Consider the following 14,378-nt stretch of genomic DNA (forward strand, 5'->3'; position numbering starts at 1 on the left):
GATAGCGTCAGTCGAATCAGGGACGAGCGTCTGACGCGATAGCATAAGGACGCTAAATGCCCAAGGGGCTTTCAACTCCGTCGGGGGCGTCTTGGAGAATCCAAGGAGGATAGGACGAGCAGTCCTCCTTGGTCGGGTGTGGGGTGAAGCCCCACGACTTTAAGTGTTATCGTGGGAAATAGAATATTTATCAGTTTGGTACTACCAACTCAGCCTTTAGCGCATAGGTTTCTAGCTTGGCACTATTAAGGTTTGGCGGGCTATTCAACCGATTAGCAACCGATTAGTTGTACTTTATATTCATCGCGATCAGCGGTTCGCGGGAGGCTTTTTCGGCGCGTAGGCGGGCGAGGTATTTTTCCCATAGATCCACTTGGTGGGTGGCGAGATCGTAGAGTACTTTCCACGAAAATAGGCCTGTGTCGTGGCCGTCATCGAAGACAATTTTTACGGCGTAGTTACCGACGGGTTCTATGGCACTGATGTTGACGTTTTTCTTATGGGTGACCAGCTTGGGGTTGCCGTGACCATGCACTTCTGCCGAGGGCGAGTAGACTCTGAGCATCTCGCAGCTGAGCTGATATTGCTCACCATTATCGAAACTGATTTCTAGAATGCGCGATTTACGTTTCAGTTTAAGATCGGTGACATTGGGCGTTGCTGTGGTCATAGGTTGGCTACCAAGAAAATGCTAAGGATAGGATAACGACTCATCAAAATAACACCTGACTAATGTAACCACTCGCGGCCAAGGATACAAAGGGTAAGCGAGAGCCTTGGTCAGGCTTTTCGTTTAAGTCACACTTTTGCATTGTGAGTTACCGTTCACCGCCAAGTCGTTGGGCTTGGCGGTGAGCGGGTTTTCACTAGAGGATAAAGCGGCTTAAGTCTTCGTCTTTGACTAAGTTATCTAAGTGGGCGCTGACATAGTCGGCGTCGATAACAAAGGCGGAGCCCGATTTTTCCGATGCCTCGTAGGAGATATCTTCCATCAGCTTTTCCATCACAGTGTGTAAACGACGGGCGCCGATGTTTTCGGTGCGCTCATTCACTTGCCATGCGGCTTTTGCAATGCTGTCGATACCCGATTCGCTGAATTCAACTTTCACGCCTTCTGTGTTCATCAGCGCGATATATTGCTCGGTCAGCGAAGCGTGTGGCTCGGTCAGAATGCGTTTAAAATCATCGGCTGAGAGCGCATCTAACTCGACACGGATAGGTAAACGGCCCTGTAATTCAGGGATTAAATCCGACGGTTTCGACATCTGGAATGCACCTGAGGCGATAAACAGTATGTGGTCGGTTTTCACCATGCCGTGTTTGGTGGTCACAGTGCAGCCTTCGACTAACGGCAGTAAATCGCGCTGTACGCCTTCACGGGAAACGTCTGGGCCAGAGGTTTCGCCGCGCTTACAGATTTTGTCTATCTCGTCGAGGAACACTATGCCGTGTTGCTCAACCAATTCAATGGCTTGCTCTTTTAAATCTTCCTGATTGACCAGTTTTGCCGCTTCTTCTTCGATCAACAGCTTGAACGCTTCTTTGATTTTCATCTTGCGACGTTTTGCCGGTGCTTGGCCCATGTTTTTAAACAGGCTTTGCAGCTGGTTGGTCATTTCTTCCATGCCGGGTGGCGACATGATTTCGACGCCGATTTGTGGCTGTGCCACATCAATATCGATTTCTTTGTCGTCTAATTGACCTTCGCGCAGTTTTTTGCGGAATACTTGACGGGTGTTTGAGCTGGAATCGGTTTCTGTGCTTTCCCAGTCATTTTTAGGTTTAGGCAGCAAGGCATCAAGAATGCGCTCTTCGGCGTGTTCTTCGGCGCGTTGACGGCACTTACCCATTTGCTGTTCACGGGTCAGCTTGATGGCGATGTCGGTTAAGTCACGGATGATTTGCTCGACTTCTTTACCGACATAACCCACTTCTGTGAACTTAGTCGCTTCAACTTTGATAAAAGGCGCGTTGGCGAGCTTTGCTAAACGGCGGGCAATTTCAGTCTTACCCACGCCTGTTGGGCCAATCATCAGGATGTTTTTTGGGGTGACTTCTTGACGAAAATCCGCATCAAGTTGCATGCGGCGCCAGCGGTTACGCAGGGCGACGGCGACAGAACGTTTGGCCTTTTGTTGACCAATAATATGTGCATCCAGCTCGTGGACAATCTCACGGGGGGTCATTTCAGACATAATATTCCTCACGGGCTGTTTAGTAATTGAGTTCTTCAATCGTTTTGAATTGATTGGTAAATACGCAAATGTCGCCCGCAATTGTTAAGGACTTTTCAGCAATTTCTAGCGCAGACAATTCGGTATTTTGCAGTAGGGCGAGCGCCGCAGCTTGGGCATAATTGCCGCCTGAACCTATGGCAACTAAGTCATATTCTGGCTGTACGACATCACCGTTACCTGTGATGATCAGCGATGCTTCGGCATCCGCAACAACGAGCATGGCTTCGAGTTTTCGTAGCATACGATCGGTACGCCAATCTTTGGCAAGCTCAACGGCTGAGCGCAGTAAATGGCCTTGGTGCATTTCGAGTTTGGCTTCGAAACGCTCGAATAGGGTGAAAGCATCGGCGGTGCCGCCTGCAAAACCTGCCAGTACCTTGTTGTGATATAAGCGACGCACTTTTTTGGCGTTACCTTTCATCACGGTATTGCCTAGGGAGACTTGGCCATCGCCGGCGATGACAACTTGATTATTACGGCGTACTGATACGATAGTGGTCACAATAAATCCTCTTCTCTGGCCCGCAATGACAAATCATGCGGTGGATGATGCAGTAGATATGGGGATAGATGACAATAATTCAAGTTATAGCGAGAAAAGCCAAAGGAGTTTGCGAACTTTCGCGCTCCTTTAGCAATAAAAATAAGCGCTTATTGGGAAAGTGTGGATCGACCTACAATAGTGCGGCCATCGAAGGGATAGTATTTTAAATCCCAGTTTTCACTGCCTAAACGACGATCATCTGAGACATAATTGAAATAGCAAAAGGTATTTGGATTAGTTATTGGGCCGCCACTGTACCAATAAACAATGTCAGTGTTGGGCACTTGCTGCCAGTCGAAGTGATTAGCTAGGACAAATTCATTGTTTCCAATTAGGTTGTGCCATAGCTCACCGCAAAACTCGCCCTGTAATTGGGTTCCTGCATTACTGCTACTTGCCGTATCGATACCGAGTGGAAATCCAGTGGAGGTTGAATCTATTTTTCCATCACCATAACAGGCGAGATCTTGGATATAACCAGAGTGACCGCCCGCAAGCCAACAACTGTGGTAAAGCTTAACACCAGAGGTAAAGGCCGCAAATGCGGTTTTGGCTCTGGCATCGTGAGCATCTTGGCCTAGGTTTAAAAACCGTGGTGCTGCGACGACGGCCAAGATCCCAAGGATGATAATGACCACAACCAGTTCTATTAATGTAAAACCCTTCGATGACTGCAAACGACTCATATTGCTCACCTATCTGTTAGAGTGGGATATTCTAACGGAACTTCGATTCGCAATCAGTAAGTCATTGATATTATTTATTTGTTTAACATTCTGTTTAACGTTTTGGTTACATGAACTCAAATAGAAGCGGGCAAGCCGCAAAATGGCAAGCCATCACTTCATCTTTCAATGCCATCTGCCGAATGTAAACGACTTATAAAGCGGTTTCGTCTATGACGCGGTAGCGGGTTTGTACATAGCCATTGTCGTATTGCTGTGTGTGGATGGGCATTAATTGTATGGCTTGGGGGACGTCACTAAAGAGGGGAATGCCTTTACCCAGTAAAGTGGGGATACGAGTGAGCGTGAGCTCCTGAATTAGCCCCGCCGCTAAAAAACCTTGGATCGTTTGTCCACCATCGATATAGAGATGCTTAAAGCCACGGGTTTTGAGTTGTTCGCTAATGCTTGCCGCATCGCCATTTAGCACTTGTACGTGCTCACTTAACGCCGACGGTACTGTTACGCCGCTGCGACTTAATACAAACACTGGGATATTTACATAGGGCCAATCACAATCGAAGGAGAGGACTTTTTCAAAGCTTTTTCGTCCCATTACAATCGCATCGATAGTGTCGATAAAGGCATGATAACCAAAGTCTTCATCGGGATTAGTACTGGGGTGCTGATTTAAAAAGTCGATATCCCCATCGGGCGTTGCGATATAACCGTCGAGGGTCGCGGCAATAAAAACGGAGGCTTTCATTCATCTTCCTTAATGCTATTTTCGAGCGTGTTTCTCTAGTGATTCTTTCAGTGCCTGTTGCTGAGCGAGGCAGTCTTGTTTTGCTTTGCCTGACATATCATTACACGTTTGACCTTTATCTGGGCCTTCCAATATGGCGGCTGCAACATATATAGCAGCGTCTGTTTTGTTACAATTTTGGTTTTCAGCAGGATTGTTTTCCGTGCATTTGTCACTAACGAGTGTACTTTTAACACAGCCACTCAGTGAGCCAACAATGAAGAGGCTAAGGGCGATAGAGATAAGAGCTTTAGACATAAATTTCTTCCTTGATAGAGTTTTGGTTTTAGTTAACTGTTATCGACTATGTCTACACAAGTAGCTGAATGGATTGTATTGAAGATAAGTAAATTTATCGTATTTGAAGCCGAGGTGCGAGGTTTGTATATCAAAACAAACTAATAAAAATCCCCGAGGGCATAGTTACCCTCGGGTAGAGGTTCAAAAAGCAGTGGATTTCTTGAGCGCCTGCGGGGCACAAAGGAAGGAACCTATGGCTTGATTGTGCGGGCTGATACGATATTTCACAAAGCCAAATGCGCAAACTGCGACAGCTTGTCGCAGGTTGGATGAATTTGTTATGCACTCAGCCCACCCTACAGGGTAAATCTATATTGCAAAGTGAAGATTCACACCTGTGGTATTGCTTTACTTCGTTATATGTTCTCTTCTTACTATTGTGTGGTGCTGTTTATACGTTTAGATATTTGTTTTTAAAAGGCAAATTGCAGCTGGCACACTGTCGATTCCACATTCCTCTAATGTTTTGCTCATACTTTGTACAAACTCAATTTTATGTTGCCTAACGACTTGATAAAGCTGAAAACACATCACAATATCACTTTCAGATAGTCCTTTATTTTTAAAGGCTATTGCAGATAAATAGCTGCGGATCATAAAACAATCGAGTACGAGTAAACGGAATGCTTCCCAAGATAATTGCTGTGAGTCTAGTAAGGGGAAATGGTAGTGGTAAATTGAATATAAAATGTATCGTTCAAAAAGTTCCGTATGGTTAACCAATGCGGGTACTGCATGCTCAGTCCATGCTTGATTCAACGCATCAATTTGATAGCTATTTTCTTCATTACACAGTGCGGCAACAGCCTGATTTAACGACGTAAATCTTGCGCGTACACCTCTAGAATGAGTTTTACACAACTCATTATGAACAGTAATAAAGGCATGCGTCTGCGGCAGTGGGGAATAAGGTAAGTTCTTATATTGCTCTGCTAATGCACCTGACTGTGCATACAATTTTAGTTGTTGTAAGCGCTTATCTAGTTCTTCTATTGGTAAGGTATTTTGACGGACTTGGTCACTAACCTTGATTAATAGTCCTATTGCTAGCAGTGCTTGTTGCCAACCACCTCCCAAATTCAATAATAGGTCGAGACTGTATTCATGGGTTTTTTCTAGCCACGTAGGACTTGGCGTTGAAGGCTGTTTTATGCCACTTATATTGGAATCAAATTGGAAAGCATTAGAATTAAATAACACTGAGCGAGCGACTTCTGGGCAAGATAGATAGAGGCTTTCGTATTTATTACCGCCAATGACTTTGTGGATCCTTGGATAAGTTTTACATGTATGACTTAAGGCCTGTTCACCCGCTTTTGAATGGATATCACAAAGCTTATGTTCGTTAACAAATGGACATGAACCTTGCGCATCAAGTCTAATGTCGGCCCAGTCGCTTGTACTTTTCTTTGTTTCAATAAATGCAGTCTTTGCCGTTGTAGCGAGCAGTGGGTGTTTAATCGTGTTTTTATAGCTCTTTTTATCAAATGATATTCGCCAATCGTAACAGCAACTGTCTTCACATTCTGGTCCAACACATTGGAATTGAGTGAAATAACCGGGTTTTATTATGAGGTTGTCCATCGGTAATTTCGTTAAATTTACAGTAATTTAGGACAAAGGTAACAAATCAAACTCCCTTATTCCAGTTTTGTTAAATGCCGATTAGATCTAAGCCAATTTAGGTACAATTAATATTTACTCTCATCAACTAGTGCGGTAGAAGTTCTTTGATTAAAACTTATACGCTCATTGGAATACCATTTATTTCGCACTGCATATTGGTTCATTATTTATAAAACAGAATTCAGATTGCCTAAGTGCTGCACTAGCTCTGCCATATTGTTTACTTCGAGCTTTTTCATGATTTTTGCGCGGTGTACTTCAATCGTGCGCAGGGATAAAAACATCGCCTCCGATATTTGCTTGTTAGTCATGCCTTGGATCACATGGGCTAACACTTGCTGTTCGCGCTCGGTCAGTTGGTCAAACTTATGCTGCAGACTTTGCTGCTCGAAGGCCGCTTGGCTTTCACGCTGCGCCTTTTCAATCGCTTGTACTAATGCCTTACCCGATACGGGTTTTTGAAAAAAATCGCAGGCCCCCTTTCGAAAGGCGCTTAACGCCATAGGTAAATCGCCGTGGCCAGTGAGAAATATCACGCCTAGCGGGCTGTGGGTTTCCAATAATTTTTGCTGCACTTCTTGGCCGGTGATTTCCGGCATTCGACTATCTAAAATCACGCAGCCCGCCTGTGATAATGCACAGTGCTCAAGGAAGTCGCGGCCGCTGTTGAAGGTTTGCACTTGATAGCCAAATTGTCCGAGCATAAAGCCCAGTGAATCCAGAATCGCTTCATCGTCATCGACTAGATAGAGTGGCAATTTTATCGACATGGTGTTCCTTGTTGGGCGGTAAGCATGCTATCAGCTTAAGCTGGGTGCCGAGTGGGCTCAATTTTAAGCCTAGGTCTTGGGAGATACATCACTAAATTAGCCAATTCCCTCTGGGCATAAATCAGAGTTTGGCGACATTTCACAGCTTGATTTTTATCTGCGAGCTAAAGTCGTTCCATGACAATGGCATATAAGAGTGGGTAATAGAGGCGATGACGATTGACTCTTGGTGTAAAGCGATATTGATGGGATTCTTGCTGAGTATCATTGGGCTTAATCCGTCCTATGCCAACGAAGCGACAGAAGTTAACCATTTTAGAGTCGGAGTGCTGGCAAATCATGGCGTGTTACAGGCCAAGCAGCGTTGGCAACCTATGATGGATTACCTCAGTGAGCAAGTGCCTAATAGTCATTTTGAAGTCGTGCCTGTGGATTTTAATGGCATGCGTAGTCAGTTACTTGAGCATGATTTGCAGTTTATCGTCACTAACCCTGGGCAATATCTGCATCTAAGTAACAATTTCCCGTTGTCTTGGCTTGCGACAATGAAGAGTCGTAAGCATCAAGGCAGTACTTTTACCATAGGTGCGACCATTATTGTCCGCGCCGACAGCCCTATCCGTACCTTGCAGGATTTGCGCGGGCGCAATGTGGTCGCCAGTGATCCGCAGGCCTTGGGGGGGTATCAAGCGGCAATGGGGTTACTGCATAAAATGGGGTTTTTACCCGAACAATTTTTTGGGCAATTGCGCTTCCTCGGGTTCCCGTTAGAACCGCTTATCTATCAAGTCAGAGATGGCAGTGCCGACGCCGCAATAGCGCCTTTTTGTACCTTAGAGGAAATGATCGCAACGGGTCTTGTTAATCAGGGCGATTATCGGGTTATCCATCCTGCTACGCCTGCAGGATATGATTGCGAGGTGAGCACTCAGTTATACCCAAACTGGTCATTCGCTGCGGCGGATACGGTTTCTCCTAAGCTGACGATGGCGATTACCCGCGCCTTATTCGATTTACCCGCCGATCATATTGCAGCAATTGCCGCCGATACTTTGGGCTGGACTGCGCCCGTAAGCCAGTTAAAAGTGATTGAGTTATTTAAAGAATTACAACTACAGGGAGCATCACCACCACTTTATCAAACCGTATACAAATGGATGGCAAAAAATAAAGAATGGGGTGGCGCACTGTTGTTAATTTTCATTATTTCCACCATTTATCACCTGTGGCTTGAATATAAGTTTCGCCAGAAAAGTGAGTTTTTAGTTAGCACTGAGCGCCAATTAAAGGACAAGGCACTGCAGCTTGAGCGACTGCAAAGTGCGGCGATTCTTGGGGAAATAGGTGCAGGACTTGCCCATGAACTCAATCAACCCATAGCCGCCATTACCCAATACAGCGAAGGTGCCATGCTGCAACTGGAAAGGCTTGGGCAAGATAATCCGGAACTCTATGATGTACTCGGTAAAATTAATGCGCAGTCGATTCGCGCCGGAGCGGTTGTGCATCGTATTCGCGGTTTACTCAAGCGGCGTCAGGCAAAGACCGAACCTTTAGATATAGTGCCAGTGGTGAAAGAAGCTTTAGCTCTGTTGCGGCGCGAGCTAGACCGAGCGAATGTACAAGTGAATGTGCGAGTGCAGGGTGAGCCCTTTGAACTGATGGGCGATAGCGTTGGTTTAAGTCAAATGTGGGTCAATTTAGTAAAAAATAGCTTAGATGCGTTAGAAACCTGCGGCGATAATCGTGTGCGTCAATTATGGATCGATATCTATTATCATCCGAATGAAATCAAAGTTTTAGTTATTGATAATGGCGAAGGGCTACAGGGGCAGGCGAGTGAGTTGATGGCATCTTTTGCCTCAACCAAAGATGCGGGATTAGGCCTAGGTTTAGCCATCTGTAAGGATGTGGTCACCCGCCATCACGGCAGCATTCAAATCGAAAACTGTCAGCAATCCACGCAAGCTTTACTGCCTTGGCAACAGGGCTGTGTGGTGACAGTCGTACTTCCCAAGGGATAGGGTTATACACTTATGAGTAACCCTTAATGTGCGCATTAGCGGAGCATCCGACAGCCTTTATTGGTTAGCGGTTAATATTAATAAAAGCATCATTTTCATAATAATATTTTGCTGCACTAATTAATTCATTTAGCCCAGCTTCAGAATTTTGTTGCAGCAATTTACTCTTAATACTTTGCAAATCTGACACACTTAAGAAGCTTTTATAACCAATAGATGTTGGGTAAATTGGTTCATCATCACTACCACGATCTTCTTCTGTGTCATCGTCAAGTACAAGACATAATATCGAGTCATTAATTTCTTTATTAAAAGGTATATATACATCTCACTTCCAATCTAAAGATTCAATTTTATCCAACATGTTCTTGAGAGTTAATTCTAAACGCATTACGCACCTTTTGTGATACAGCTAGTCATTCCCGCGCCTTATTTGCGGTTAGTTTTTGGGGGGAAAGCCATCGCTTGATCTCTGATCCACTTCATTCATAACTGTAGATATTTACCAAAATATTCATCGACAGTTTTATGGCAGTATTTATCTTCACCTCGCCAATACTCAGCGAACACCCAGTCATTTTTGCCTTTAGAAGGGCGATTGTAGCTCCTTGGTCGTAACACTCCAATACTGGCTAAAATCTCTATTAATACCTGCCTTTCTGCCTTACTGGACTTTACGACCTTAGCCAATCTTTTTTCAAGGGCACTGGGATAATCAGTAGGTTCCGAACTTTCGATAGTGCTTAATATTTCTTTGAAACAATTTAAGTCTTCATCAGTTGGGTCAGGGATATCCGTATTTATAAATTGGTTTAAGTCAAAATATGTATATAAAATATCGCCATGACGGACACCACCCCATTTGATACGCTCGAAATTCAATACGTTTATATCTGTGTTGTTATAGTTGTGACTGCCCCTTATCCCGTATTTGCTGTCTCGGCATACACCGCAGGTGTAGGAGTGTGAAGTTGGTTTTCCGTCGGAATATGAAGTGCCGGATATAACGGGTGTATATTTATGCTCTGGGATATTTTTGGCAATTGAATAGGATGATAAAGAAGATCTTAAGTCTAAGCGGCGAGTTGTCAGGCTACTTAAAAAACCTTTAGCAATTTGTGCTCTGGATATTGTTTTTACTATTTTTGCAATGGTATCTATGCAGTCATCATGAGAAATCGAAATCGGATCAAACATCAATCCTTGTGACTTTGCGTACTCAAAATCTCCATCAGATAAGAGTCTATCTTTTGAGTCTATCCATCCATTTTTCCAGTAGGTGGAGAATAATATTTTCTTCGCTTTCTTATCCATATTCGAATTAATGCTTTCACTTAACGTCTGAGTATTAATGTGTAGCGTTGTTTGCGAGACATAAATCACTTGTTCGACTTGGCTACTACGACGATGTTAATTGGTGCGAATAATGCTATAGGAATTTGTTTTGACAGGGTAGTGGTTTTTATACAACTTTGGTGGTGGTTATTTTCTTTACATGACCACTTGTATATCGTGGTTTTCTATTAGGATACTTTGGCTGTTTGCAATTTAGGGCAGTGGATAGTTTTGGGAAAACTGGCTGAGCTTTTCTACTAAAAACTCTATGGTGCGACGGATCTTATGGCTGGGATAATCGGTTTGTAGGTATACCAATTGCAGTGGGATAGGCGGGGCTATTTTATCGGCTAGCACTAGGTTGAGTCTGCCTTCGGTCACATCTTGCGCCACATCGAGCCAACTCTTATAGGCAATCCCACGACTTGAGAGTGCCCAGTCGCGGATCACTGCGCCATCGTTACAGAAACGTTTACCCCTGACTTCGATTTCAACTGGCGCGCCGTTATGGCTGAATTTCCATTTCTGCCACGGCTCACCGCCGCGATTTAAAATCAGCACAGCATGTTGGCTGAGTTCATTTAGTGTGCTTGGTGTGCCGTGTTGTGCCAAATAAGCGGGTGAGGCGACCAGTACTCTTGGGGTCATGGCGAGCTGACGCCTTTTCAGATTTGAGTCGTCAAGCTGGCCATAGCGCAAAGCCAAATGGATATTTTGGTCTATTAAGTCTGTCATATGATCGCCAAAATACAGCTGCACTGTCAGTTCTGGGGCGCTGTCCATCAATTCATCGAGCCAAGCACGGATCTGGCTGCGACCAATATCCGAAGGCAAGGCGAGGCGTACTTCGCCCTTAAGCTCACCCCTGTGTTCGGCTAAATTGGCGCTGGCGGTTTCGAGAATCGCCAGTGCGGGTTTCGCAGAATCGAGAAAAATCCGCCCTTCTTCTGTGAGCTGTAAGCGCCGCGTCGAGCGAGCAAATAGCTGACATCCTAGCTTTTTCTCTAATCTTTGCAGCGCGGCACTTGCCGCTGCCGGCGTCATGCCTATTTCTTTACTGGCTGCCGAGAGACTCTCTAAGGCTGCGATACGCAGCGCTAATTGCAGATCGTTTAAATGATACATATCAAATTATTTTTGAAAATGATTTTAATAATAGCCTGATTATCAATATAGATTAACTAATGCACAATTGCACCACTGATGTTTCATCTTAATTTCTGGTTCGGAGTGTGTATGAGTTTATTCATGTCTTACAAATTAGCGTCACTGGCGCTAAACAATCGCATTGTGATGGCCCCTATGACTCGGGCGCGTACCATGCAGCCAGGCAATATTCCTAATGACCTGATGGCGCAATATTATGCCCAGCGTGCCTCGGCGGGGTTAATCATCACAGAAGCGACACAAATCTCCGATGACAGCCAAGGCTATTCATTTACGCCGGGCGTGTATACCGCGGAGCAAATTGAGGGTTGGAAAAAAGTCACAGCGGCAGTGCATCAGGCTGGTGGTAAAATCTTCAATCAAATTTGGCATGTTGGCCGTGTATCGCACCCGATTTTTCAGCAGGGTAATGCCCCGATTGCGCCATCAGCTATTGCGCCCGTTGGCACTAAAGTATGGATTGTGGATGAAGCGCATCCTGAAGGGCAAATGGTGGATTGCTCAGAACCTAGGGCTATGGTGCAAGCGGATATCGACCGTGTGGTGGCCGATTTTGCACAGGCGGGAGTGAATGCGGTTGCGGCGGGTTTTGATGGCATCGAAATTCACGGCGGCAATGGTTATCTGATTGACCAGTTTTTACGCACCAATTCAAACCACAGAACCGATGTCTACGGCGGTTCTCAGGAAAATCGCATTCGTTTTTTACTCGAAATTGTCCAAGCCGTGAGTGCGAAAATTGGTGCCAATAAGGTCGGGGTTCGCCTCGCCCCTTACGTGACGTTTAAAGATATGGCGTGTCCTGAAATTGTAGACACTATTCTGTTAGCGGCTAAGCATTTATCGGCATTGGGCGTGGCCTATTTACATCTTTCAGAGGCGGATTGGGATGATGCGCCCAAGGTGCCAGAGTCCTTTAGAGTCGAGCTGCGTAAAGTCTTTAAGGGCAGCATTATTGTTGCGGGTCGCTATGATGTGGCGCGTGCCAATGAGGTGATTGATAGCGGTTATGCGGACTTAGTCGCCTTCGGTCGTCCTTTTATTGCCAATCCTGATTTGCCTTACCGTTTAATGCATCAATTGCCTTTATCTGCATTCGACAAAGGGCCCTTGTTTGGGGGTAGTGCGGCGGGTTATACCGATTATCCTACATACAACGAAGCATTGAGAGCCGTTATCCGTTCGGATGAGGATGAGGTGGCATAATGGATAGGGTTAACCGTTTATTTGTGCAGCGATATCCTGCATGGCTCAGCTTAAGTCTATGGTTTTCAGGTTTTATAGGTATCGCAATGGTGGGTTTTAGCTTAGCTAGTCTGAGCTTAGATGCGATGGCCGACCAAGTCGGCGCGACCCCTGAAATAACTAAAGTATCAGCGTCGTTAGTGCCAAAAGTGGCGGCAATGGAAACGATTTCTGATGAATCACCGCAGGCACAAACTATCGCCCGCGCCGCCTTGTTGTATGCCAGTTTTTGGCACACGGGGGATGCACGTTTTGCCCACAGTGCATTAGCGACAGGGTTTATCGACCGTACTCTGCCCGCTGGCCGCGCGCAGGGAATCACGGGTTCACTCGAAGCCTCAAAGGCATTTAGGGCAGCGGTCCCTGACCTCTCAGTTTCAGTTGAGCATTTGCTAATCGTTGGCGATCGCGCTGTGGTGCGGCTGCGTTTTAATGGCCGCTTCACTGGTATCTTTGGTGAGCAAAAAGGCCAAGGGCAGAAAATCGATTTTCGTGCTGTTGACATGTATCGAGTACGGGATGGTTTCATCACAGATAACTGGCACCTCGAAGATTATCAAACGCTATTTTCTCAATTAGCCGCAGGGACTCAATCATGAATCAACGTCGACGATTTTTAATGGCTGGTGGCGCCATCGCTGCGGGGTTCGGCCTAAGCCAAACGGCGCTGGCTATTGGTTTACCCTCATTAGATACCTTAGAAAATGACTCCAAAAATTCAGGCGGCAGTGGTATGAACAAAATATTTTGGCCAAGTGGTGAGCAGTTAGTGATTTCAATCTCAATGCAGTTTGAAGCAGGTGCTCAAGATAAAAATGCCGAAGGGCCGTTTCCGCCGATGGAAAAGGGCTATCCAGATACCATCACCCCGACTTGGTACGACTACGGTATGAATGAAGGCATTCCAAGGCTGCTGCGTTTGTGGCGTAAGCACAATATCAAGGTGACTTCTCACATGGTTGGGCGCGCTGCTGAGCTACATCCTCAACTTGCCAAACAAGTTGCAGATGAGGGGCATGAGATTTCGGGCCACGGACAAACGTGGACGCCACAATACAGCATGTCGCCAGCAGAGGAACGCGCCTCCTATGTGGCGAGTATTGAGACGCTGCAAAGGATCACAGGTCAGCGCCCCTTAGGTTTTAATGCCTTTTGGATGCGCCACAGCACTCAAACCCTCAATATTTTGCAGGACTTAGGTTTTATTTATCACATCGATGACCTATCGCGGGACGAACCTTCAATTATCCCAGTAGGAAATAAGCCTTTTGCGGTTGTGCCTTACACTTTACGTAACAATGATATCGGACGTTTTGGTGGCAACACGGCCATGACGGCCGCGGCCTTTTTGCAGGAACTAAAGGATGAGTTCGATATGCTTTATCAAGAAGGTTCGACGCAGCGACGTATGATGTCGATCAGTGTGCACGACCGTATTGGTGGCGCTCCTGGATTGGTGACCGCTTTAGATAAGTTTATTCAGTACGCTAAAGGTCACACTAACGTAGGCTTTATGCGTAAAGATGCCATTGCTAAATGGGCGCTGGCGCAAAAGGACACGCCGACCAATCCTGCAAGAACCTTTTAGCCTGCTATCACTCTCGCTCTCGCTCTCGTTGATGGCAGTTGGAAGAGGTTTGAATGATTAACAAAAAGCGCG

The 14,378-nt window shown here is 45.7% G+C and carries 14 protein-coding genes; 4 read left to right on the forward strand and 10 right to left on the reverse strand.

All coding sequences use genetic code 11. The annotated features are described in order from the left end of the window. Positions 1–283: 283 nt before the first annotated feature. The 8 genes from Q4Q52_RS21455 to Q4Q52_RS21490 form a co-directional block, all read right to left on the reverse strand. A complete protein-coding gene (locus Q4Q52_RS21455) occupies positions 284–670 on the reverse strand; it encodes a gamma-butyrobetaine hydroxylase-like domain-containing protein (protein WP_063883307.1) in 387 nt (128 codons plus the stop codon). Positions 671–866: 196 nt separating this feature from the next. Then, complete coding sequence (gene hslU, locus Q4Q52_RS21460) at positions 867–2,195, reverse strand: ATP-dependent protease ATPase subunit HslU (protein ID WP_311991644.1); 1,329 nt, start codon at positions 2,193–2,195, stop codon at positions 867–869. A 19-nt stretch (positions 2,196–2,214) separates the two neighbouring features. Then, positions 2,215–2,739 carry an ATP-dependent protease subunit HslV gene (hslV, locus tag Q4Q52_RS21465; protein ID WP_011918556.1) on the reverse strand — a complete coding sequence of 175 codons (525 nt, stop codon included), beginning with the start codon at positions 2,737–2,739 and terminating at the stop codon, positions 2,215–2,217. Between the two features lie 149 nt (positions 2,740–2,888). Next, the gene (locus tag Q4Q52_RS21470) at positions 2,889–3,467 is read right to left on the reverse strand and encodes a type II secretion system protein (protein WP_261274000.1); all 579 of its coding nucleotides are present in this window, start codon (positions 3,465–3,467) and stop codon (positions 2,889–2,891) included. Between the two features lie 193 nt (positions 3,468–3,660). After that, on the reverse strand, positions 3,661–4,212 hold the full coding sequence (locus Q4Q52_RS21475) for a dihydrofolate reductase family protein (RefSeq protein ID WP_311991645.1): 552 nt from the start codon (positions 4,210–4,212) through the stop codon (positions 3,661–3,663). Between the two features lie 15 nt (positions 4,213–4,227). After that, positions 4,228–4,509, reverse strand: a complete 282-nt coding sequence (locus Q4Q52_RS21480) for a hypothetical protein (RefSeq protein WP_311991646.1) — start codon at positions 4,507–4,509, stop codon at positions 4,228–4,230. A gap of 441 nt (positions 4,510–4,950) precedes the next feature. After that, positions 4,951–6,135, reverse strand: coding sequence for a flagellin lysine-N-methylase (gene fliB / locus Q4Q52_RS21485; RefSeq protein ID WP_311991647.1), 1,185 nt, complete (start codon positions 6,133–6,135; stop codon positions 4,951–4,953). A gap of 209 nt (positions 6,136–6,344) precedes the next feature. Beyond that, positions 6,345–6,947, reverse strand: a complete 603-nt coding sequence (locus Q4Q52_RS21490) for a response regulator transcription factor (protein WP_105251242.1) — start codon at positions 6,945–6,947, stop codon at positions 6,345–6,347. 212 nt (positions 6,948–7,159) lie between these two features. On the opposite strand from Q4Q52_RS21490, the gene Q4Q52_RS21495 reads away from it, so the two are divergent. Further along, a complete protein-coding gene (locus Q4Q52_RS21495; RefSeq protein WP_311991648.1) occupies positions 7,160–8,971 on the forward strand; it encodes a PhnD/SsuA/transferrin family substrate-binding protein in 1,812 nt (603 codons plus the stop codon). A gap of 486 nt (positions 8,972–9,457) precedes the next feature. Here Q4Q52_RS21495 and Q4Q52_RS21500 read toward each other — a convergent pair whose 3' ends face one another. Together Q4Q52_RS21500 and Q4Q52_RS21505 are read right to left on the reverse strand one after the other, a co-directional pair. Beyond that, on the reverse strand, positions 9,458–10,285 hold the full coding sequence (locus Q4Q52_RS21500; protein WP_173496435.1) for a hypothetical protein: 828 nt from the start codon (positions 10,283–10,285) through the stop codon (positions 9,458–9,460). 234 nt (positions 10,286–10,519) lie between these two features. Beyond that, positions 10,520–11,431, reverse strand: a complete 912-nt coding sequence (locus Q4Q52_RS21505) for a LysR family transcriptional regulator (RefSeq protein ID WP_311891351.1) — start codon at positions 11,429–11,431, stop codon at positions 10,520–10,522. Positions 11,432–11,542: 111 nt separating this feature from the next. On the opposite strand from Q4Q52_RS21505, the gene Q4Q52_RS21510 reads away from it, so the two are divergent. From Q4Q52_RS21510 to Q4Q52_RS21520, 3 genes are read left to right on the forward strand one after another with little or no spacing between them, the layout of a single operon-like run. Then, positions 11,543–12,679 carry an alkene reductase gene (locus Q4Q52_RS21510; protein ID WP_311991649.1) on the forward strand — a complete coding sequence of 379 codons (1,137 nt, stop codon included), beginning with the start codon at positions 11,543–11,545 and terminating at the stop codon, positions 12,677–12,679. Next, positions 12,679–13,317 (forward strand): ester cyclase, encoded by a 639-nt coding sequence (locus Q4Q52_RS21515; RefSeq protein ID WP_311991650.1) that lies wholly within the window; start codon positions 12,679–12,681, stop codon positions 13,315–13,317. Before Q4Q52_RS21510 ends, Q4Q52_RS21515 begins: the two co-directional genes overlap by 1 nt. Next, positions 13,314–14,306: a polysaccharide deacetylase family protein gene (locus Q4Q52_RS21520; protein ID WP_311991651.1), complete on the forward strand. Its 993-nt coding sequence runs from the start codon at positions 13,314–13,316 to the stop codon at positions 14,304–14,306. The genes Q4Q52_RS21515 and Q4Q52_RS21520 overlap by 4 nt, the downstream gene beginning before the upstream one ends. Positions 14,307–14,378 lie beyond the last annotated feature (72 nt).

The sequence above is a fragment of the Shewanella sp. SP1S2-4 genome (genome assembly GCF_031932075.1).
In the GTDB taxonomy this organism is placed as follows: Bacteria; Pseudomonadota; Gammaproteobacteria; order Enterobacterales; family Shewanellaceae; genus Shewanella; species Shewanella baltica.

Bases quoted from the DNA above. Each gene is read 5' to 3' on its own strand.
- Q4Q52_RS21475 (WP_311991645.1), bottom strand. From the start codon at position 4,212: ATGAAAGCCTCCGTTTTTATTGCCGCGACCCTCGACGGTTATATCGCA.
- Q4Q52_RS21490 (WP_105251242.1), bottom strand. From the start codon at position 6,947: ATGTCGATAAAATTGCCACTCTATCTAGTCGATGACGATGAAGCGATT.
- fliB (WP_311991647.1), bottom strand. From the start codon at position 6,135: ATGGACAACCTCATAATAAAACCCGGTTATTTCACTCAATTCCAATGT.
- Q4Q52_RS21505 (WP_311891351.1), bottom strand. From the start codon at position 11,431: ATGTATCATTTAAACGATCTGCAATTAGCGCTGCGTATCGCAGCCTTA.
- Q4Q52_RS21455 (WP_063883307.1), bottom strand. From the start codon at position 670: ATGACCACAGCAACGCCCAATGTCACCGATCTTAAACTGAAACGTAAA.
- Q4Q52_RS21515 (WP_311991650.1), top strand. From the start codon at position 12,679: ATGGATAGGGTTAACCGTTTATTTGTGCAGCGATATCCTGCATGGCTC.
- Q4Q52_RS21500 (WP_173496435.1), bottom strand. From the start codon at position 10,285: ATGGATAAGAAAGCGAAGAAAATATTATTCTCCACCTACTGGAAAAAT.
- Q4Q52_RS21480 (WP_311991646.1), bottom strand. From the start codon at position 4,509: ATGTCTAAAGCTCTTATCTCTATCGCCCTTAGCCTCTTCATTGTTGGC.
- Q4Q52_RS21520 (WP_311991651.1), top strand. From the start codon at position 13,314: ATGAATCAACGTCGACGATTTTTAATGGCTGGTGGCGCCATCGCTGCG.
- Q4Q52_RS21495 (WP_311991648.1), top strand. From the start codon at position 7,160: ATGACGATTGACTCTTGGTGTAAAGCGATATTGATGGGATTCTTGCTG.
- Q4Q52_RS21510 (WP_311991649.1), top strand. From the start codon at position 11,543: ATGAGTTTATTCATGTCTTACAAATTAGCGTCACTGGCGCTAAACAAT.
- hslU (WP_311991644.1), bottom strand. From the start codon at position 2,195: ATGTCTGAAATGACCCCCCGTGAGATTGTCCACGAGCTGGATGCACAT.
- Q4Q52_RS21470 (WP_261274000.1), bottom strand. From the start codon at position 3,467: ATGAGTCGTTTGCAGTCATCGAAGGGTTTTACATTAATAGAACTGGTT.